A 19,113-nucleotide genomic window follows, 5' to 3' on the forward strand; every position below is an offset into this window, starting at 1 on the left:
ACCCATGATCACCAAGGATGACCTGTTAAGGGAGTTCGGCGAGCTAGGCGAAGCCCATGGCTGTTACTTTGGCAAATACGTAGTTGCGACGTTCACGATTCACTGCTGCCTGCGAAACACCAACGGGCACGATCTGGCGATCACGTCCAAGGACATCGCTGATCCGGAATTCGCCGCGAACGTTCTGTTGAACGCGCCGCATCATCTCTCGCACGATGGGCCAACGATCTTTGAAATTCCGTCCAGCGCCTATGGTTTCACCCACGCGTTAGCGGTTCCCGCCACGTATCACGGGCTACTGAACCGCAACGCCAATCGAACCAACCTATTCCTGTGCCTGCCGATCTTCCGCTGCGAGTTCAGCGGCAATGAGTCGGTGGAGGAGTTCAAGTGGTCCACACATCACATCGTTGACGTCAACAACTGGCATAGGACCAGGCAGCCGAAGATTAGCGTGTACTTCGACAATCCCCGCACTGGCGGCGGAACGGACGAGGAGAGCACCATCGTGAGCCTGGAGACGTTAGTAGCCGAGATCGACAACCTTGGCGGAGTGAGCGATGGCTTCATCGAGATCACCAACTATCGCAACGAGGTGATCGAGGTGTTGTCGCCGGAGGAAGGGCGCTACGTGCTGATCCGCAACCGTCAGGATGAAGAGCTGATGGACCGCGCGCGGTTGGTGGCAGCTGTCGAGACGTTCACCACCGGCTGACGACCGACCGCTGTTGTAGAGCCGAGCCTATGCTCGGCTGATTTTCCCCTCCTACAGCAGCCGAGCATGGCTCGGCTCTACAGGAATTCCCGACCCCTGAACGGTGATCAGATCACCGTCAGGTTGGCGTACGCCATCACCAGCCACTTGCTGCCGGCGTCGGCGAACTCGACCTGCACGCGGGCGTGGGCGCCGTTGCCTTCGTAGTCGGTCACCATGCCTTCGCCGAACTTGGGATGGGTAACCAGCGCGCCGAGCTTGATCGGCGGTGCCTCGATCGAGGCATGGCCCATCACCCGGCTGGCGCCCATCGAGGCCGGCCGCGAGACCTGCACCTTCGGGCGGACTTCGTGCAGCAGCTCGCGCGGGATCTCGCGCAGGAAGCGCGACGGCAGACTGTAGTTGTCCTGGCCATGGATGCGGCGCGATTCGGCATAGCTCAGCACCAGCTTCTGGCGCGCGCGGGTGATGCCGACGTAGGCCAGGCGGCGCTCTTCTTCCAGCCGCCCGCTTTCCTCCAGCGAACGTGCGCTGGGGAACAGGCCTTCTTCCAGGCCGGCCAGGAACACCAGCGGGAATTCCAGGCCCTTGGCCGAGTGCAGGGTCATCAGCTGCACGCCCTCTTCGCCCGCCTGCGCCTGGCCCTCACCGGCCTCCAGCGCGGCATAGGCCAGGAACGCGACCAGCTCGTCCATGTCCTCGCCCACTTCCTCGATGTCGTCGGCGCGGCGCACGAAGCGCGAGGCCACCGAGACCAGTTCGTCGAGGTTATCGGTACGCGATTCGGAGTCCAGCGCGTTGCGGCTTTCCTTGCTCCAGTGCTCGCGCAGCTGCGAGCGGGCCAGCACGTGGTCCACGCGCTCGGCCAGGGTCATGTGCAGGGTCTGCGCCTGCAGCTCGTTGACCAGCACCAGGAAGCCGGCCAGCGCATTGCGCGCACGTGCGGCCAGCGCGCTGCCCTGGGTGACCAGCATGGTCGCTTCCCACAGCGAGATGCCCTGCGCGCGCGCCTCGCGGCGCACTTCGTCCAGCGTGCGGTCACCGATGCCACGGGTGGGCGTGTTGACCGCGCGCTCGAACGCCGCGTCATCGTTGCGGTTGGACAGCAGGCGCAGGTAGGCCAGCGCGTCCTTGATTTCGGCACGCTCGAAGAAGCGCATGCCGCCGTACACGCGGTACGGCACCTGTTCGCTCAGCAGCGCCTCTTCCAGCGCGCGCGACTGCGCGTTGCTGCGGTAGAGCACGGCCACTTCGGTGTAGCTGCCACCATCGCGCACCCACTGGCGGGCGCGCTCGACGATGTAGCGTGCCTCGTCCATCTCGTTGTACGCGGCGTACAGGTCGATCGGCTCGCCGTCGCCGCTGTCGGTCCACAGCTGCTTGCCGATGCGATCCGGGTTGTGCGCGATCACCGCATTGGCAGCGCCGAGGATGTTGGCGGTGGAGCGGTAGTTCTGCTCCAGGCGGATGGTCTGCGCGCCCGGGAAGTCGCGCAGGAAGCCCTGCACGTTCTCGACCTTGGCACCGCGCCAACCGTAGATGGCCTGGTCATCGTCGCCGACCACGAACACGTGGCCGGAATCGCCGGCCAGCACGCGCACGAAGGCATACTGGATGGCATTGGTGTCCTGGAACTCGTCCACCAGGATTTCGCGGAAGCGCGCGCGGTAGTGCGCCAGCAGGGCCGGGTTGTCGCGCAGCAGTTCGTGCGCGCGCAGCAGCAGTTCGGCGAAGTCGACCAGGCCGGCGCGGTCGCAGCGCGCCTGGTACTCGATGTAGGCCTGGCGCATGGTTTCCAGCCACGCGTCGTGCGGTTCGGGCTGGATGTGCTGTGGGCGGCGGCCTTCGTCCTTCTGCGCGTTGATCCACCACGCGATCTGCTTGGCCGGGTACTTGCCGTCGTCCAGTTCCAGCGCCTGCACCACGCGCTTGACCAGCCGCAGCTGGTCGTCCGAGTCCATCACCTGGAAGCCTTCAGGCAGCTTCGCGTCCTGCCAGTGCAGGCGCAGCAGGCGGTTGGCCAGGCCGTGGAAGGTACCGATCCACATGCCACGGCTGCCATTGGGCAGCTGTGCGTCGATGCGGTGGCGCATTTCGCCGGCCGCCTTGTTGGTGAAGGTCACCGCGAAAATGCCGTGGGTCGGCACGCCATCGACTTCATGCAGCCAGGCGATGCGGTGGGTGAGTACGCGGGTCTTGCCGGAACCGGCACCGGCCAGCACCAGGTGGTGGCCGGGGGGAGCGGAGACGGCTTCGCGCTGGGCCGGGTTCAGGCCATCAAGCAGGTGGGAGACATCCATGCCCCCATTTTACGGCATCGCCGTCGCGGCTCCTGCGACCACCTGGGTTGCCAGTGCGTGCGCCTGCTGACGCAGTTCAGGCACCGCCAGGCTTTCCCACAGGCTGCCGATGCGCAGGCTGCCGAGCACGCCCAGACGTGCCTGCGGCTGGCCACCGGCGGCACACAGGCGATCGCCCGGCACCGTGCTGTCCAGGCCCAGCCCGTGTGGGCCGGGGCGCGCCAGACCATCAGCCTGCAGCTGCTGCAGCAACGGATTGCGCAACGCACTGGCACGGGTTTCCACGCCGGTGGCGTTGATCACCCCGCTGATCGTCCACTGCTGTTCATTGCCCGAGGCATCGCGGCCGGACAGCTGCAGCGCATCGGCCTCGCGCCACACGCGTTGCAGGCGGCTGCGGTGGATGCGCAGCTGCCCGCTGTCCTGCAGGGACTGCAGCTGCGCATCCACCTCTTCGGCGATGCGGTGGCGATGCACGTCCCAATAGCGCACCACATGGCGCAGGAAGCGGCGCTGGTCGGCCTCATCGAGGCTGCACCACAGCGCCTGCCCGTGCGGGCGGATGCGGTCCATCACGCCCTGCCACGGCAGGCCGTCGGCCTGCGCCTGGCGTGCGAACCCGCGCAATGCGTGCAGGCGCTGGCGCAGGTTCATCGGCAGCAGCGTGGCCGGGTCGAACGTGGGCAGGCCACCATGCGCATGCGGCAACGGCAGCAGGCCATGGCGCGAGATCACGTGCAACGGGCCGGTGTGGCCGGCGGCGACCAGCGCCAGCACGGTGTCGGCCATGCTCAGGCCGGAGCCGACGATGGCCACGGCCTGCTCGCCGGCCAGGGTACGCACGCCGTCGTAGTCCCAGGCCTCGATCACGTCATCGGCAGGCAGCGCCTCGGCACCGGCCACCGGCAGCGGGCGCATGCTGTTGCCGGTAGCCAGCACCGCCTGTGCGGCGTGCAGCGTCTGGCCATCGCCCAGCTGCAGTCGATAACCATGGTCATCCGGCTGCAGGCCCAGCACCGGCTGCGCGATCACCTGCAGCTGCGCCGGGCTGGCTGCGGCGGCGTCCTGCAGGCGCTGCTGCAGGTAGGCCGCGAAGTGGTGGCGGCACACGTAACGCTCGCCCAGCACCTCGCGCGCCTCGCCCGGGTAGGCATTGGCCGCCATCAGGTAGTCGAGGAAATCGCCGGGCTGGTCGGCAAACGCACTCATCTTCGCCGCCGGTACGTTCAGCAGATGCTCCGGCCACGGCGTGGCATAGGCGATGCCCTGCGCCAGCTGCGAAGCCGGTTCGAAAATGGCCAGCGCCAGCGGCGCCTTGGCCTGGCGCAGTACCTGGATCGCCACCAGCACGCCGGCCGCACCACCACCGATGATTGCCAGGTCCAGTTCGCCATTACGCGGTGAATCAGTCATGTGCCGATTGTAGGCCATCGGCGATGACAGGCCGGATTGCCGAAATGGGCGGCCGGCCTTGCCTCACATCAACGCATCGGCCAAGCGTGCGATGCCTTCGCGGCTGCGCCGCCACGTGGGGCGGCTGCGCCACTGCTGCAGGTCCAGCTGCCGCGACTCGCGCAGGTAGCCGTCCTCGATCGCGCACAGCTGCTGGACCAGCGCACGGTCGTAGCAGATCAGGCCGATTTCGGCGTTCAGCGCGAACGAGCGGATATCCATGTTGATCGAGCCGAGCACGGCGATGTCCTCGTCCACGCTCATGTGCTTGGCATGCAGGAACTGCGGTTCGTACAGGGCGATGCGCACGCCACAGCGCAGCAGCTCGTCGTAGTACGCCTCCTGCGCCCACGAGGTCAGCCGCTGGTTGTTGCTGGCCGACAGGATCAGCTGCACGTCCACGCCGGACAACGCCGCGATGCGCAGCGCGCTCAGCGTGGCTTCGTCGGGCACGAAGTACGGGGTGACCATCACCAGCCGGCGCCGCGCCAGGTGGATCAGTGCCGCCACCGCATCGCGTGCGTTGCTGTACGGGTAGGCCGGGCCGCTGGGCAGCAGCTGGGTGGCGATGTCGTCGCTGCACTCGGGCACATCGGCGATCACGTCCAGGCGCTGGCCGGTTTCCATGTACCAGTCGCTGGCGAACACCGCTTCCAGATGCGCCACCGCCGGGCCGCGCACGCGCGCCACCAGCTCGCGGTTCGGGTGGCCGGGCACGAACTGCGGGCCCGCCAGGTTCTGCGAACCGACATACGCCACTTCGTTGTCGATCACCGCGATCTTGCGGTGGTTGCGCAGATCCATGCGCCCGCTGCGGCGCCAGCGCAGGCCACCGGGCAGCATCGCGCGCACTTCGATGTCGCGCGCTTCCAGGCGCTTGCGATAGGCGCGCAGGCCGCGCTTGGCGCCCACCGCGTCGAGCAGCACGCGGCATTGCACGCCACGCGCGGCGGCACGCTGCAGCGCCTCGACCACCGCCTCGCCCACCGCGTCATCGAACATCAGGTAGTACAGCAGGTGCACGCGGTCTTCGGCCTGGTCGATGTCGGCGATCAGCGTGTGCAGCGATTCGTCGTAGTCGGTCAGCAGGTCCACCGCGTTGCCGTGCACCGGCATGAAGTCACCCTGGCGCTGCACCAGCGGCACGATCTCGGCGCTGGCGGTGTCCGGCTGCGGGCCCCAGCGCAGGCGATGCTGCAGCGCCTGTTCCTCACGGATCACCTGTGAGGCCTCGGCCTGGCGGCGGATACGCTCACGCGACAACCACGGGTGGCCGAACAGCAGGTACAGCGGCAGGCCCAGCAGCGGCACGAAGCCGACCAGCAGCAGCCAGCTGCGCGCCGCCCCCGGCGTGGTGCGGGTGGGGATCCAGCACAGCGCGACCAGCCGGATCAGCCAGTCGATCAGCAGCAGGTACGAACCCAGCAACCACTCGAACAGCATCGCGTCGCCCGTCGGGAGGTGATGGGCCATTCTGCCCACCGGCCCTTGTAGAGTCGAGCCGCGCTCGACTGCCTTTCGTTCCGACGGCAGAGCAGCCGTGCATGGGCTCGGCTCTACAGGACGGCTCAATGCCGCACCGGCACCTCGCACAGCTGCCGCACCGATTCGGCGTGGCGGCGGCCGTTGAGCGCCATGCAGGCGATCGCCTGCGCGGCCCGTTCCAGCTGCGCCTCTGGAAGCGGCGACGGCGCGCCGTTGGCCAGTGCCAGGTGGTGGTCGCACAGCAGCAGCGCCATGCCCTCGATGCCTTGCAGCATGCGCTGCAGGCGCAGCCAGCCCAGTTCCAGGTCCTGCCGGTGTGATGGGGTGTTCATGCAACCTCCTTCAACGGATCTGGCCACCGTGAAGGTGGCGGACGATGCGTGGTTGCAATACCGGGAAGCAATCAATCAGCAAACGAACCGGCGGGCGCAGGGCCCCCTCGCACCGTCCGCCATAGAGGCGGATAGGTCACCAACCGTCGCCGGAGGGATCTCCGGCGACGGCGGGCGAGTCTACTGATTGATTGACTTCACGGGATTGCAAGCCCGACCGCTGCAACCGCAGCGGCTCGCCATCATGGGCATGGCAACGTTCGTGGTTCCAATCGATTTGAACCGCGCGAGGCACCGGAACCGGTAGGAACAATCACTTATCGCATTCGGCCCTTCACACCAGGCAGGACGCCATTGGCGACAGCCTGCGCGGGGAGTACGGCAGTGCCGACCAACGGTCGGCACCCACCACATCAGTATCGGAGCGGTCGGCAGCCACCAGGGAAATACCGGACATGAAAAAACCCGCCACAAGGGCGGGTTTCTTCGCGGGGACCAGCAATCCTTGCGGATTACTTGATCTTGCCTTCCTTGTACAGGACGTGCTTGCGCACGACCGGATCGTACTTCAGGAATTCCATCTTCCCCGGGGTGTTCTTCTTGTTCTTGTCGGTCGTGTAGAAGTGGCCGGTACCGGCCGAGGAAATCATACGGACCTTATCGCGCTTGCCTGCCATGATGCTTTACTCCTCAGACCTTTTCGCCGCGCGCACGCAGCTCAGCCAGAACGGAATCAATGCCGTTCTTGTCGATGGTGCGCAGTGCATGCGCGGAAACACGAAGCTTGACCCAGCGGTTCTCGCTGGCCACCCAGAAACGGCGCTCGTGCAGATTCGGCAGGAAACGACGACGGGTCTTGTTGTTGGCGTGCGAGACGTTGTTACCCGTCTGCACTCGCTTGCCGGAAACCTGGCATACGCGGGACATTGCGCACCTCGATAGTAGTAGTTGTCAGCCCGTAGCCCGGGAGACGGCGGCCTCGATGGTTGCCCACCACACGTCAAGAGAATCAAAGGGTTACGCTGGCGTTGGGCGGCCGGGGACGTGTTCCCGGGGGCGCCGCCCGGTAGAAAACCGGACACAGCGAGCCGCGCATTATGCACGGGTTCAAGCACTTGCGCAAGTTACCCACAGGCTGGGGCTGAACGCGACGGCCGCCGGTAGTGCCGGGCCAGTTCAACGCAGATGCGGAATCACCTGGGCCAGCAGATGGGCATCCTTCAACGCGCCGTGCAGGCCGCGGTTGCCGGGAATGCGCAGGCGCTGCAGCACATCATCCAGCTTGTTGCCCTGGCCCGGCCAGCGCCCGCGCGCCAGCTTCAGGCTGCAGGTGATGCGGCAATGCTGGGCCAGCGTGCCCGGGATGCCCGCCAGGCGCAGCTCGTTGTCCAGGAAACCCACGTCGAAGGTGGCGTTGTGCGCGACCATTTCGCTGCCGCGCAGGAAGTCCAGCAGTTCGGCGGCCTTGCTGGAGAACAGTGGCTTGCCCACCAGCATCGCATCGCTGATGCCATGCACGCGCTGTGCGCCCCAATCGACCTTGCGCTGCGGCTGCAGGTAGGTGTGGAACTGGCGGCCGGTGAGCTGGCCATCGATCAGTTCGACGGCACCGATTTCGATCACCCGGTGCCCCAGGCGGTGGGAGATGCCGGTGGTTTCGGTATCCAGTGCGACGATGCGGCTCATCAGGGTGTGCGTTCTCCAGTACGTGCAGCCGGATTTTCGCACGCGACCGATGCACTCACCCCAACGCCTCCACCACCCAATCAATGAACACCCGCAGCCGCTGGCTCATGTGCCGGTTCGGCGGGAACATCACATGCATCGGCATCGGCGGCAGCTGCCAGTCCGGCAGCACCGGCAGCAGCTCGCCACGCGCCACGTGCGGTTCGGCCATGTAGCTGGGCAACGCGACCACGCCCAGCCCCGCCAACGCCGCGGCCAGATAGGCGTTGCCGTCGTCGAAGCCGACCGTGTAGCGGCCCTGCACCTCAACGCGCTCATCGCCGCGCTGCGCGCTGAACGCCCGGGCCCGGCCACTGCGCGGGCTGAGGAAGCCGACCATGTGGTGATCGGGCCCTTCCAGCGCGCGCGGATCGGCTGGCAGCCCGAAACGCTGCACATAGCCCGGGCTGGCGTGGAAACCGATTGGCAGCGCAGCCAACGGCCGCGCCACCAGTGCCGGATCGGCCGGGGTGCCGCCGCGGATCACGCAGTCGACGTTGTCGGCGATGACATCGACCTCGCGGTCACTCACGCCGATGTCCAACTGGATCTCCGGGTAGCGCGCCTGGAAATCCGGCAACGCCGGCACCAGCCGCAAGCGCGCGTACGGCCCGGGCACATCGACCCGCAGGCGTCCGCGCGGCTGGGTGGCCGCGTCGCCCAGCCCGCCCTCCACCTCTTCCAGCTCGGCCAGCAGGCGGGCGATGCGCGGGTAATAGGCCGCGCCATCGGCGGTGGCGCTGACCCGGCGCGTGGTGCGGTTGAGCAGGCGCAGCCGCAGGTGCGCCTCCAGCTGCTGCACCAGCTGGGTGGCCGTGGTGCGGCTGATCTGCAGGGTCTGCGCGGCGCGGGTGAAGCTGCCGGTTTCCACCACCCGGGCAAACGCCCGCATCGCCTCGAAACGGTCCATGGCTGACCATGATTGTTTGGGATTAACAATCAATTTAGGCCGATCATCGCGGTTTATCCAGACAGCGCTGGCGCGGAGGATGGGCGTTCTCTCCCACGGGATCTTCCCCATGTCACAGCGTGATGTCGTTTTCCCCGCCGGTCGCCAGGCCCTGTACGAGCGCAACCGCTACTCGCCGGCGATCCGATCCAATGGCTTCCTGTTCGTCTCCGGCCAGGTCGGCAGCCGCGAGGACGGCTCGCCCGAGCCGGACTTCGAAACCCAGGTGCGCCGCGCCTTCGAGAATCTCAACGCGGTGCTGGCTGCCGCCGGCTGCACCTTCGATGACGTGGTCGACGTGACCGTGTTCCTGGTCGACCCCGAGAACAACTTCGAGAAGGCGTGGGCGATCGTGCCCGAGTACTGGGGCGAGGCGCCGCATCCGACCCTGACCGGAATCGGCGTGACCTGGCTGTACGGGTTCCAGTTCGAGATCAAGGTGATCGCGAAGCTGCCCGCAGACCGGTAGTGCCGGCCGCTGGCCGGCAATGTGTCGGGGGTCGAAAAGCGTGTCGACCAAGGTCGACACCTACCAGGGCAGTCGGCGTGACCTGGCTTTACGGGTTCCAGTTCGAGATCAAGGTGATCGCGAAGCTGCCTGCAGACCGGTAGCGCCGGCCGCTGGCCGGCAGCAAGGTGTCGGGGTCAGAGCCCTTTCCGGAGGAAAGGGATCCGACCCCAGCCCGACGCACCTGAACGGGAGGCTCCGACGGATTCCCGAGGTGGCCATTGATATTGTATCCGGCGAAAACCGCTTGCTAGCCTCCCCTCCATGCGCCGGATCTCCCGCCACCTTCGCTCGTACCTGCTGATGCTGCTGATGGCGGCATTCGTGGTCGTGCCGGTGGCCGACGCGCTGGCCTGCACGGTGGAACCGCACGCCAGCACGGTGCACGTGGAGTCCGCACCGGATTCCGATGGCGATGCCGACGGCAAGCACGTCGGTGCCTGTGGCCACAACCACTGCCACCACTCCAATCTGAGCCTGCCGGCCAGCACCCTCGCTGCCTTCGGTGCGCCACTGCCGGCGCGCTGGATGAATGCCGGCGACGCGGCGACCTATGCGGTCGCCCAGGATGAATTGACGCGTCCTCCCCGGGCGTGAGTTGAGCGCGTCCCGCGATTGCGGGCTCCCGTTTCACTCACAACCGGAATCCCCCTATGTCGATCCTGACACCTCGGTCGCCGCGTGCGGCCGGGCTGGTCGTCGCTGTGCTGCTGGGCCTGGCCCCGGCGGCATCGGTGATGGCGCAAGCCGCCCCTTCCTACGACACCCTGCTTGAACGCCTGGACCAGCTGCCCGGTACCCGCGTCGGTACGGCGCTGGCCGAGGCCGCCGACGCGCGCGCCGACCAGGCCCGTGCGTTGCCCAACCCTTCCCTCTCCTACTCCGCGGAGAACGCCTGGGGCACCGGCTCCTATGGCGGCATGGGCAAGGCCGATACCGTGCTCACCCTGTCCCAGCCGCTGGAGGTCTGGGGCCAGCGTGGCGCGCGTGTCCGTGCCGCCCGTGCCGAGGCACAGGCCGCCAACCTGCGTGGTGCCCAGAGCCGCAGCGACGTGGCCAGCCAGCTGGCGGTGGTCTACGCACAGGCGGAAAGTGCACTGCGCCGCTACGCCCTGGCCGAAGAGGCGCTGACCCTCACCCGCGATGACGCCAATGCGGTCAACGCGATGGTCAAGCAGGGCCGCGAACCGCAGCTGCGCGCGGTGCAGGCGCAGAGCGAAGTGGCCAATGCCAGCGCTGCGCTGGATGAGGCGCAGGCATTCCGCGACGCCGCGCTGGCCCGCCTGGCCGGTGCCGCGCTGCTGGATGCGCCGGTGCAGTCGATCGACAACAGCCTGCTCGACCGTGCCCCGCCGCTGCCGCGTGGCGCCACCGACGTGGCGCTGGCGGTGCGCATCGCTGAAGCCGAAGCCGATGCGGCCGGCAAGCTGGTCGACGTGGAGCGCAAGCGCGCCCTGCCCGACCTCAGCGTCACCGCCGCGCAGACCCGCTTCCGCGAAGGCGGCGAGCGTGCCTACAACCTCGGGGTCAGCCTCAGCATCCCGCTGTTCGACCGCAACCGCGGGGGCATCCGCGCCGCCAATGCCGACCAGCGCGCGGCCGAGGCCCGCCTGGACCAGCAGCGCCGCGACAGCGAGGCCGAACGCCTTTCCGCCGTGGCCGGGCTGAAGGCGGCCGGCAGCCGTACCCGCGCCGCCGATGAAAGCGTGGTCGCCGCCGAAGAGGCGTATCGACTCGCACGCGTCGGCTTCGACGCCGGACGCATCTCGCAGCTGGAACTGCGCAGCACGCGCAGCGCCCTCATCGCCGCCCGCGGCACCGCCGTGGATGCGCGCCTGTCGCGCGTCGGCGCCGAAATCGATCTTGCACGCCTTGAAGGGCGCGCACCTTTTGTGGAGGCCAAATGACTCTCTCCCGTACTTTCCCGCTGATCGGCGGCGTGCTGCTGACCGTTCTGCTTGCCGGCTGCGCCGGCAATGCGCAGACGCCTGCCAATGAAGACCCGGCTGCGGCCAAGGCCGGCACCGACGATGGCCACGGCCATGCCGCCGACAGCAAGGAGGCCAAGGCGGAAACCGCCAAGGCCCCCGCCGACGCCGATGAAGGCGTGGTGCAGCTGACCCCGGAACAGATCAAGGCGTCCGGTATCGAGGTGGTCGCCATCGGTCGCGGTGGCGGTGGCTCCACGCGCCTGTCCGGCCGGGTCGAACCGTCGGTGGGCGCACGCGCGTCGGTGGCATCCACGGTGACCGGCCGCGTCGAGCGCGTGCTGGTCGCGCCGGGCACCGCAGTGAAGCAGAACCAGGCGCTGGCGATCGTGGTCAGCGGTGAGGCCGCGGTGTTCCGCGCCAATGCGCTGGCTGCATCGGCCGAAGCCGAGGCCGCGCGCCTGGCCTATGGCCGCGACAAGGCGCTGGTCGACCAGGGCGTGGTCGCGCGCCAGGAACTGGAGGCCTCGCGCGCCCGCTCGCTGGCGGCACAGGCCCAGGCCGCTGCCGCGCAGGCGCAGGCCGCTGCCAACGGTGCGCCCGATGCCAGTGGCCGCGTGCGCATCACCAGCCCGGTGGCCGGCATCGTCGGCAACGTGCAGGTCACCCCGGGCGGCGTGGTCGCCGCTGGCAGCGCGGTGGCCGATGTCGCCGACCCGGCGATGAACGAACTGGTGTTCACCGCGCCGCCCGCGCTGGCCGCACAGGTCACGCCCGGCATGAAGCTGGAAGTGAGCGTGCCGGGTGGCAGCTTCACCGCCACCGTTACCGGTTCGGCCGCCGATGTGCGCCAGCAGGGCGGCGTCGCGGTGATCCGCGCCACGCCGGTGGACGCTTCGCTGCCGCCGGCCGGTTCGCCGGTTTCGGCGGTGGTAGTCACCGAAGGCCAGGACGGTTCGCTCAGCGTGCCCGCCGATGCGGTGCAGAACGTTGATGGCAGCAGCGCGGTGTTCGTCGCCGTCGACGGCGGCTTCAAGGCGCAGCCGGTACTGGCCGGGCGCCGTGCCGGCGACCGCATCGAGATCCTCGGTGGACTGACCGGCAACGAGCGCATCGTCGGTGCCAATGCCTTCCTGCTCAAGGCCGAACTGGCCAAGGGCGAAGCCGAGCACGGCCACTGAGGAGGCGACCATGTTCAAGCTGATCATTGAAACAGCGGTGCGCCACCGCTGGCTGGTGGTGTTCATGGCGGCGTTGATCGCTGCCGTGGGCCTGTTCCAGCTGGGCAAGCTGCCGATCGACGCGGTGCCGGACATCACCAACCGCCAGGTGCAGATCAACACGGTGGCACCGGCGCTGACGCCGGAACAGATCGAGCGGCAGGTGACGTATCCGCTGGAAACCGCGCTGGCCGGCATTCCCGGCCTGACCACCACGCGTTCGCTGTCGCGCAATGGCTTCTCGCAGGTCACCGCGATCTTCACCGATGCGACCGACATCTACTTCGCGCGCCAGCAGGTGGCCGAACGCATGCGCGAGGCATCCGAAGACCTGCCCGATGGCGCGTCGCCGATGCTGTCGCCGGTCACCACCGGCCTCGGCGAAGTGCTGATGTGGACCGTGGACTTCACCACGTTCGATCCGGCCAGGCTGGCCAAGCCCGGTGAAGCCGGCTGGCAGGCCGGCGAGGTCTACCGCACGCCGGAAGGCAACCTGCTGCGAACACCCGAAGAACGTGCCACCTACCTGCGCACCGTGCAGGACTGGATCATCGCGCCGCAGATGCGCTCCAGCCCGGGGCTGGCCGGCGTCGATACGGTCGGTGGCTACGTCAAGGAATACGGCGTGCATCCGGACAGCGCCCGGCTGGCCGCGCACGGCCTTGGCCTGGCCGATCTGGTCACTGCCCTGCAGCGCTCCAACGTGCAGGCCGGTGCCGGTTTCGTGCAGCGTGCCGGCGAAGGCCTGGTGGTGCGTGCCGATGGCCTGGCACTGACCACCGAGGATCTGGCACAGGCCCCGGTAGCTACCCGCAATGGCGTGGTGGTGCGCGTGGCCGATGTGGCCGAGGTCGAGCTGAGCCGCGCGCCGCGCCTGGGTGCGGCCAGCCGCAACGGCCATGAAGCCGTGCTGGGTACCGCGCTGATGATCGCCGGCGGCAACAGCCGCACCGTGGCCCAGGCCGCGGCCGCGCGCCTGGAACAGGTGAACAAGTCGCTGCCGGCCGACATCGTGGCCGCGCCGGTTCTGGACCGCAGCGTGCTGGTCAATTCCACCATCAAGACCGTGGCCAAGAACCTCACCGAGGGCGCGCTGCTGGTGGTGGTGGTGCTGTTCCTGCTGCTGGGCAACCTGCGTGCAGCGACGATCACCGCGCTGGTGATTCCGCTGTCGTTCCTGTTCGCAGTAATCGGCATGAACCGCTTCGGCATCAGCGGCAACCTGATGAGCCTGGGTGCGCTGGACTTCGGCATCCTGGTGGACGGTGCGGTGATCGTGGTCGAGTCGACGCTGCTGATGCTGGGCCAGCGCCGCGCCGAACTCGGCCGTGCATTGACCGCGATGGAACGCCTCCGCGTGGCCGCCGATTCGGCCATGAAGATGGCGCGCCCTGCGGCCTTCGGCCAGTTGATCATCCTGCTGGTGTTCGCGCCGATCCTTACTCTGGAAGGCGTGGAGGGCAAAACGTTCCACCCGATGGCAGCCACCTTCATGCTGGCCCTGGTCGGTGCCTTCATCTTCTCCTTCACCTTCGTGCCGGCGATGGCCGCACTGCTGGTGCGCGAGCCGAAGGTGAAGGATGGCGATGCGCATACCGATGATGGCGAGCACGAGACGAAACTGATCCGCGTGCTGCGTGCGCGCATCGAGCCGGTGGTGCGCAAGGCTGTGGGCCATCCGCGCACGGTACTGGCTGGTGCGGTGATGATGGTGGTGGTGGGCATCGGCTCGTTCTCGCTGCTGGGCCGCGAGTTCATGCCGACGCTGGACGAAGGCAACGTGGCGATGCAGGCCCTGCGCGTGCCATCGACCTCGCTGGAGCAGTCGCTGGCGATGCAGCTGGCACTGGAAAAGGCGATTGCCAAACAGCCGGAAGTGGAGACCGTGTTCTCGCGCACCGGTACCGCCGAGGCGGCCATCGACCCGATGCCGACCAACATCTCCGACAGCGTGATCGTGCTCAAGCCACGCAAGGACTGGCCGGATCCGAAGCTGGGCAAGGACGCGCTGGTGGCACGCTTCGAAAAGCTGGCCGGGCAGCAGCTGGGCAACAGCTTCGAGTTCAGCCAGCCGATCGAGCTGCGCTTCAACGAGCTGATTTCCGGCGTGCGTACCGACCTGGCGGTGATGATCTTCGGCGATGACTTCAGCCAGCTGCAGAAGGTGGCCGACCAGGTGGCGCTGAAGCTGCGTGCGGTGAACGGCGCGGCCGACGTGCGGGTGGAACAGATCTCCGGCCTGCCCACACTCAACGTGGCCATCGACCACGTGGCAGCGGCACAGTACGGGCTGACCGCCGCGGACGTGAGCGATGCGCTGTCCACTGGTATCGGTGGTACCGCGGCCGGCAAGATCTTCGAAGGCGACCGCCGCTTCAACGTGGTGGTGCGCCTGGACGATGCCTCGCGAAACGATCCGGACCAGCTCGCTTCACTGCCGATCGCTACACCGTCGGGGCTGGTGATTCCGCTGTCGTCGGTCGCGCGCATCACGGTCAGCGAAGGGCCGAACCAGATCAGCCGCAACAACGGCAGCCGCCGCGTGGTGGTGCAGGCCAACGTGCGCGGCCGCGACCTGGGCGGTTTCGTCGGCGAAGCGCAGGCGGCGGTGGCCGACGTGGCACTGCCGCCGGGTGCCTACCTGACCTGGGGTGGCCAGTTCGAGAACCTGCAGCGCGCCGAGAAGCGGCTGGCAACGGTGGTGCCGGTGGTGTTCCTGCTGATCGGCAGCCTGCTGTTCATGGCCCTGCGCAGTGGCAAGGAAGCCATTCTGGTGTTCAGCTGCGTACCGTTGGCGCTGGTCGGCGGCATCCTCGCGCTGCTGCTACGTGGCATGCCGTTCTCGGTGTCGGCGGCGGTCGGCTTCATCGCCGTCTCGGGCGTGGCCACCCTGAACGGTCTGGTGCTGATGCAGGCGATCCGCGAGCGCCTGGATGCCGGCGACCTGCCGCTGCAGGCGGCGATCAACGGTGCCTCCAGCCGCATCCGCGCGGTGCTGACCACGGCGCTGGTGGCGATCGTCGGCTTCATTCCGATGGCAATCGCCAGCGGTTCCGGTGCCGAGGTGCAGAAGCCGCTGGCGACGGTGGTGATCGGTGGCCTGATCACCGCCACCGTGCTGACCCTGCTGGTGCTGCCGACTTTCGCTGCGCGGGTGGCGAAGCCAAGGGCGGTGGGGTGAGGTGATGCCGGGGTCGGAGCCCTTTCCGTGGGAAAGGGATCCGACCCCATGACCGGGTCGGATTGCCGGCCAGCGGCCGGCACTACCTTGGAACGGTCAGGCCTTCTTGCGTTCGGCGATGTAGGCCTGGATCTGCTGTTCCAGCACCGGCAGCGGCACCGAGCCCTGCTTGAGCAGGGTGTCGTGGAAGCCCTTGATGTCGAACTTGTCGCCCAGCTCCTTCTCGGCCTGCGCACGCAGGCGCACGATGGCGATCTCGCCCAGCTTGTAGCTCAGCGCCTGGCCCGGCCAGGAAATGTAGCGGTCCACTTCGGTAGTCACTTCATGCTCGCTCAGCGCGGTGTGGTCACGCAGGTAGGCCAACGCCTGCTCGCGGGTCCAGCCCTTGCTGTGCACGCCGGTATCGATCACCAGGCGCGCCGCGCGCCACATTTCGTAGGTCAGGCGGCCGAAATCCTCGTAGGGGGTTTCGTAGATGCCCATCTCCACGCCCAGCTTCTCGCAGTACAGCGCCCAGCCTTCGCCATAGGCAGAGATGTAGGCGTTGCGGCGGAACTCGGGCAGGTTCTTCTGCTCGGCGGCAATCGCCCCCTGCAGCGAGTGGCCCGGATCGGATTCATGCAGGGTCAGCGCCGGCAGGTTGTACAGCGGGCGCGACGGCAGGTTGTAGGTGTTGAGCCAGTAGGTGCCCATGCCACCGCGGCCGGCGGTCCAGAACGGCGCGATGTCCGGCGGCACCGGCACGATGGTGAAGCGCGCGCGCGGCAGCGTCATGTACTTGCCGAGCTGGCCGTCGGCCCGCTTGGAAATCCACGCCGCGCGCGACAGCAGCTCTTCCGGGGTCTTGGCGTAGAACTGCGGATCGGTGCGCAGGAAGGTCAGGAACTCGGCGAAGCTGCCCTTGAACTTCACCTGCTTGATGATGTCGTTCATTTCCTTCTGGATGCGCTCGACTTCACCCAGGCCGATGCGGTGGATCTCGTCCGGCGACAGGTCCAGCGTGGTGTATTCGTGGATCTGCTGCTTGTAGTACGCCTTGCCATCCGGCATCGCTTCGGCGGCCAGGGTGGTGCGCGCCTGCGGCACGTACTCGTTGACGAAGAAGGTGCGCAGCTGCTGGAACGCCGGCACCACCTTGCCGCTGATCGCCGCGCGCGCCTGCGCCTGCAGCCTGGCCTGTTCGGCCGCCGGGATGCTGTTGGGCAGCTTCTTGAACGGCGCGTACAGCGGCGATTCGGTCGGGTCCTTCAGTTCGGCAACGGTGGCGATGGACACTTCGCGACCATCGAGCACGGCACGCGGCACGCTGAAGCCACGCTTCAGGCCGGCGCGCATGTTCTCGGTCTGCTGGCCGAAGTAGCGCGGCACATCGTTCAGGCGCGCGATGTAGTTCTGGTAGTCCTGCGCGGTCTTCATCTCGCGCCGGGCCATGAAGGACAGGTTGGACCAGAACGAGGAGTCGGCGTTGAACGGCATCTCGTAGCCGCGCAGGCGCGTCTCTTCGGCCAGGTTGAACACCTGGTCGTGGTAGATCGCGTAGTTGACCTGGTTGTCGGGCGACAGGGTCTTCGGGTCGATCTTCTTCAGCGCGGCCAGGGTCTCGTCCCACACCTTCAGGCGTGCCTGCTGCGCGGCCGGGCCGATGTCGGGCATGCGGGTGGCGTTGGCCGGGGCGTCCTCGTCCTCGCTGGCTTCACCGCCACCCTGCTGGCGCCACTTCCATTCCTTCTCGTACAGCGCGCGGAAGGCGGCGTCGGCGGGCGATTCAGTGGCCACGCTGGCCGGTGCGGCGGTGGCGGGCGGCGCAGCCAGGGCCACGGCGGGAGCGGACAGGGCGATCAGCAGGGCAACAGCAAGACGGGTTTTCACGAGCACAGGTTCCCGGGAAGGCAGACCCCGATCATGGCACCGCCCACGGCCCGTGGCATGGGACGAAGGTCCTGCCTGCAACGCAGGCAGGACCGGGGACCGGGGACCGGCCGCAGGCTGGGGCCCCAGCGCCGAAGGCGCGTGGTAGAGCCGACTGTCAGTCGGCTGCTCTTCCGCCAGATGTAGCAAACCCCGCGCTTCGCGCGAAAGTCGACTCTACCCACAGCAGGCAGGACCCGGCACGGCCGCCGGACATGCAACAGAGCCACGCCATGCGTGGATGCGCCGGCGATCCGGACGGGGTCAGAGCCCTTTCCTGCGGAAAGGGATCCGACCCCGCAGCCTCAGTGGCTGGCCTTGTCCCGCTTCCAGCCCCGGTGCTTGATGTCCAGGTGCAGGCTGTACAGCGCGGTGAACGCCGGGAACAGGTTCTGCAGCACGCCCACCGAGTCCTGCTTGGCCGAGAACAGGAAGTAGCTCAGCGTCATCAGGCTGCCGATCACGCTCATGTACCAGAACAGGCGCGGGATGACCGGCTTGCCGGCGCGCTTGGAGGCGATGAACTGGACCAGCCAGCGGCCGCCGAACATCAGTGCGCCGGTGTAGCCGATCAGCTTCCAGCCGGTCACATGCAGGCCGGTCCAGTACAGCCAGGTCAGCGGCTGGTCGAGCCAGTGCAGCTCCAGGCCCATCACCGCTCTTCCACCGCGGTGCGCTTGCTGCGGGTGATCAGCCAGGCCACGCCGCGCAGGTCACGGATGCCGACCAGCGCGCGCCCGAGGTTGTTGTACTTGGAAACGCCAGCGGTGCGGTGACGGTGGTTGACCGGCACGCTGGTGGTCTTCCAGCCGGCGCGCTGCATCAGCGCCGGCAGGTAGCGGTGCATGTGGTCGAAGTACGGCAGGTCGAGGAATGCATTGCGCTCGAACAGCTTGATGCCGCAGCCGGTGTCGGGCGTATCGTCGCGCAGCATGCGGGCGCGGATGCGGTTGGCCCAGCGGCTGGCCCAGCGCTTGCTGCCGCTGTCCTGGCGGTTGACGCGCCAGCCGGCGAACAGCTTCACCTGCGCCTCGGCAGCATCGCGCGCTGCCAGCAGCTTGGGGATATCGGCCGGATCGTTCTGGCCATCGCCATCCAGGGTGGCGATCCACGGCGCCCGCGCATGCTTGACGCCGGTGCGCACCGCGGTGCTCTGCCCGCTCTGGTTCACATGGTGCAGCACGCGCAGTTCCGGCGTGGTGGCCTTCAGCCCCTGCAGCACGGCCAGGGTGTCATCGCGCGAGTGATCGTCGATGTAGACGATCTCGAACGGCAACCGGCCACGCAGCGCAGCGGTGATTTCGGCGACCAGCGGGGCGACATTGTCGCGCTCGTTGAATACCGGGACGACAACGGAAAGCTCGGGTTGGCTCATAAGGCACTCGGCCAAAGGGGGGACAAAGACCGCGC

Annotated in this window: 18 protein-coding genes; 6 read left to right on the top strand and 12 right to left on the bottom strand. The window is 67.7% G+C overall.

The features are described from left to right. Positions 1-4 precede the first annotated feature (4 nt). Entirely contained in the window at positions 5-715 is a 711-nt protein-coding gene (locus AB1281_RS19550) for a hypothetical protein (RefSeq protein WP_430346751.1), read from the top strand. A 107-nt stretch (positions 716-822) separates the two neighbouring features. On the opposite strand, the gene uvrD is transcribed toward AB1281_RS19550, so the two are convergent. From uvrD to AB1281_RS19595, 9 genes are all read right to left on the bottom strand, one after another. Then, positions 823-3,015: a DNA helicase II gene (uvrD, locus tag AB1281_RS19555; RefSeq protein WP_049446958.1), complete on the bottom strand. Its 2,193-nt coding sequence runs from the start codon at positions 3,013-3,015 to the stop codon at positions 823-825. A gap of 9 nt (positions 3,016-3,024) precedes the next feature. Beyond that, entirely contained in the window at positions 3,025-4,446 is a 1,422-nt protein-coding gene (locus AB1281_RS19560; RefSeq protein WP_430346752.1) for an FAD/NAD(P)-binding protein, read from the bottom strand. A gap of 45 nt (positions 4,447-4,491) precedes the next feature. Next, on the bottom strand, positions 4,492-5,910 hold the full coding sequence (gene cls, locus AB1281_RS19565) for a cardiolipin synthase (protein WP_430347018.1): 1,419 nt from the start codon (positions 5,908-5,910) through the stop codon (positions 4,492-4,494). 125 nt (positions 5,911-6,035) lie between these two features. Then, positions 6,036-6,284, bottom strand: coding sequence for a hypothetical protein (locus AB1281_RS19570; protein WP_014038959.1), 249 nt, complete (start codon positions 6,282-6,284; stop codon positions 6,036-6,038). Between the two features lie 334 nt (positions 6,285-6,618). Continuing rightward, on the bottom strand, positions 6,619-6,741 hold the full coding sequence (locus AB1281_RS19575) for a hypothetical protein (RefSeq protein ID WP_430346753.1): 123 nt from the start codon (positions 6,739-6,741) through the stop codon (positions 6,619-6,621). A gap of 55 nt (positions 6,742-6,796) precedes the next feature. Then, positions 6,797-6,964 carry a 50S ribosomal protein L33 gene (gene rpmG, locus AB1281_RS19580; RefSeq protein ID WP_169411268.1) on the bottom strand — a complete coding sequence of 56 codons (168 nt, stop codon included), beginning with the start codon at positions 6,962-6,964 and terminating at the stop codon, positions 6,797-6,799. A gap of 10 nt (positions 6,965-6,974) precedes the next feature. Continuing rightward, complete coding sequence (gene rpmB / locus AB1281_RS19585; protein WP_005411638.1) at positions 6,975-7,211, bottom strand: 50S ribosomal protein L28; 237 nt, start codon at positions 7,209-7,211, stop codon at positions 6,975-6,977. A 249-nt stretch (positions 7,212-7,460) separates the two neighbouring features. After that, entirely contained in the window at positions 7,461-7,970 is a 510-nt protein-coding gene (dnaQ, locus tag AB1281_RS19590; RefSeq protein WP_006402525.1) for a DNA polymerase III subunit epsilon, read from the bottom strand. Positions 7,971-8,025: 55 nt separating this feature from the next. Further along, positions 8,026-8,919, bottom strand: coding sequence for a LysR substrate-binding domain-containing protein (locus AB1281_RS19595; RefSeq protein WP_430346754.1), 894 nt, complete (start codon positions 8,917-8,919; stop codon positions 8,026-8,028). A 109-nt stretch (positions 8,920-9,028) separates the two neighbouring features. Here AB1281_RS19595 and AB1281_RS19600 point away from each other — a divergent pair, with 109 nt between their 5' ends. The 5 genes from AB1281_RS19600 to AB1281_RS19620 all read left to right on the top strand — a co-directional run bounded on the left by AB1281_RS19600 (position 9,029) and on the right by AB1281_RS19620 (position 15,795). Then, positions 9,029-9,427 (top strand): RidA family protein, encoded by a 399-nt coding sequence (locus AB1281_RS19600; protein ID WP_430346755.1) that lies wholly within the window; start codon positions 9,029-9,031, stop codon positions 9,425-9,427. Positions 9,428-9,730: 303 nt separating this feature from the next. Continuing rightward, positions 9,731-10,063 carry a hypothetical protein gene (locus tag AB1281_RS19605; protein ID WP_049446947.1) on the top strand — a complete coding sequence of 111 codons (333 nt, stop codon included), beginning with the start codon at positions 9,731-9,733 and terminating at the stop codon, positions 10,061-10,063. Between the two features lie 56 nt (positions 10,064-10,119). Then, positions 10,120-11,373: a TolC family protein gene (locus AB1281_RS19610; RefSeq protein ID WP_135966343.1), complete on the top strand. Its 1,254-nt coding sequence runs from the start codon at positions 10,120-10,122 to the stop codon at positions 11,371-11,373. Further along, a complete protein-coding gene (locus AB1281_RS19615; RefSeq protein ID WP_075675832.1) occupies positions 11,370-12,575 on the top strand; it encodes an efflux RND transporter periplasmic adaptor subunit in 1,206 nt (401 codons plus the stop codon). Before AB1281_RS19610 ends, AB1281_RS19615 begins: the two co-directional genes overlap by 4 nt. A 10-nt stretch (positions 12,576-12,585) precedes the next feature. Then, a complete protein-coding gene (locus AB1281_RS19620; RefSeq protein ID WP_430346756.1) occupies positions 12,586-15,795 on the top strand; it encodes an efflux RND transporter permease subunit in 3,210 nt (1,069 codons plus the stop codon). A gap of 96 nt (positions 15,796-15,891) precedes the next feature. Here AB1281_RS19620 and AB1281_RS19625 read toward each other — a convergent pair whose 3' ends face one another. The 3 genes from AB1281_RS19625 to AB1281_RS19635 all read right to left on the bottom strand — a co-directional run bounded on the left by AB1281_RS19625 (position 15,892) and on the right by AB1281_RS19635 (position 19,078). Beyond that, positions 15,892-17,664: a DUF885 domain-containing protein gene (locus AB1281_RS19625; RefSeq protein ID WP_087924046.1), complete on the bottom strand. Its 1,773-nt coding sequence runs from the start codon at positions 17,662-17,664 to the stop codon at positions 15,892-15,894. A gap of 344 nt (positions 17,665-18,008) precedes the next feature. Further along, a complete protein-coding gene (locus AB1281_RS19630; protein WP_014038968.1) occupies positions 18,009-18,356 on the bottom strand; it encodes a lipid-A-disaccharide synthase N-terminal domain-containing protein in 348 nt (115 codons plus the stop codon). Continuing rightward, positions 18,356-19,078: a glycosyltransferase family 2 protein gene (locus tag AB1281_RS19635; RefSeq protein WP_075675830.1), complete on the bottom strand. Its 723-nt coding sequence runs from the start codon at positions 19,076-19,078 to the stop codon at positions 18,356-18,358. Before AB1281_RS19635 ends, AB1281_RS19630 begins: the two co-directional genes overlap by 1 nt. Positions 19,079-19,113 lie beyond the last annotated feature (35 nt).

The sequence above is a fragment of the Stenotrophomonas sp. NRRL B-14846 genome (assembly GCF_050473585.1).
Lineage (GTDB): Bacteria > Pseudomonadota > Gammaproteobacteria > Xanthomonadales > Xanthomonadaceae > Stenotrophomonas.

What these genes read in the sequence shown, in the direction of transcription:
- AB1281_RS19550 (WP_430346751.1), top strand. Translation starts at nt 5, where the DNA reads ATGATCACCAAGGATGACCTGTTAAGGGAGTTCGGCGAGCTAGGCGAA.
- uvrD (WP_049446958.1), bottom strand. Translation starts at nt 3,015, where the DNA reads ATGGATGTCTCCCACCTGCTTGATGGCCTGAACCCGGCCCAGCGCGAA.
- AB1281_RS19560 (WP_430346752.1), bottom strand. Translation starts at nt 4,446, where the DNA reads ATGGCCTACAATCGGCACATGACTGATTCACCGCGTAATGGCGAACTG.
- cls (WP_430347018.1), bottom strand. Translation starts at nt 5,910, where the DNA reads ATGCTGTTCGAGTGGTTGCTGGGTTCGTACCTGCTGCTGATCGACTGG.
- AB1281_RS19570 (WP_014038959.1), bottom strand. Translation starts at nt 6,284, where the DNA reads ATGAACACCCCATCACACCGGCAGGACCTGGAACTGGGCTGGCTGCGC.
- AB1281_RS19575 (WP_430346753.1), bottom strand. Translation starts at nt 6,741, where the DNA reads ATGTCCGGTATTTCCCTGGTGGCTGCCGACCGCTCCGATACTGATGTG.
- rpmB (WP_005411638.1), bottom strand. Translation starts at nt 7,211, where the DNA reads ATGTCCCGCGTATGCCAGGTTTCCGGCAAGCGAGTGCAGACGGGTAAC.
- dnaQ (WP_006402525.1), bottom strand. Translation starts at nt 7,970, where the DNA reads ATGAGCCGCATCGTCGCACTGGATACCGAAACCACCGGCATCTCCCAC.
- AB1281_RS19595 (WP_430346754.1), bottom strand. Translation starts at nt 8,919, where the DNA reads ATGGACCGTTTCGAGGCGATGCGGGCGTTTGCCCGGGTGGTGGAAACC.
- AB1281_RS19600 (WP_430346755.1), top strand. Translation starts at nt 9,029, where the DNA reads ATGTCACAGCGTGATGTCGTTTTCCCCGCCGGTCGCCAGGCCCTGTAC.
- AB1281_RS19605 (WP_049446947.1), top strand. Translation starts at nt 9,731, where the DNA reads ATGCGCCGGATCTCCCGCCACCTTCGCTCGTACCTGCTGATGCTGCTG.
- AB1281_RS19610 (WP_135966343.1), top strand. Translation starts at nt 10,120, where the DNA reads ATGTCGATCCTGACACCTCGGTCGCCGCGTGCGGCCGGGCTGGTCGTC.
- AB1281_RS19615 (WP_075675832.1), top strand. Translation starts at nt 11,370, where the DNA reads ATGACTCTCTCCCGTACTTTCCCGCTGATCGGCGGCGTGCTGCTGACC.
- AB1281_RS19620 (WP_430346756.1), top strand. Translation starts at nt 12,586, where the DNA reads ATGTTCAAGCTGATCATTGAAACAGCGGTGCGCCACCGCTGGCTGGTG.
- AB1281_RS19630 (WP_014038968.1), bottom strand. Translation starts at nt 18,356, where the DNA reads ATGGGCCTGGAGCTGCACTGGCTCGACCAGCCGCTGACCTGGCTGTAC.
- AB1281_RS19635 (WP_075675830.1), bottom strand. Translation starts at nt 19,078, where the DNA reads ATGAGCCAACCCGAGCTTTCCGTTGTCGTCCCGGTATTCAACGAGCGC.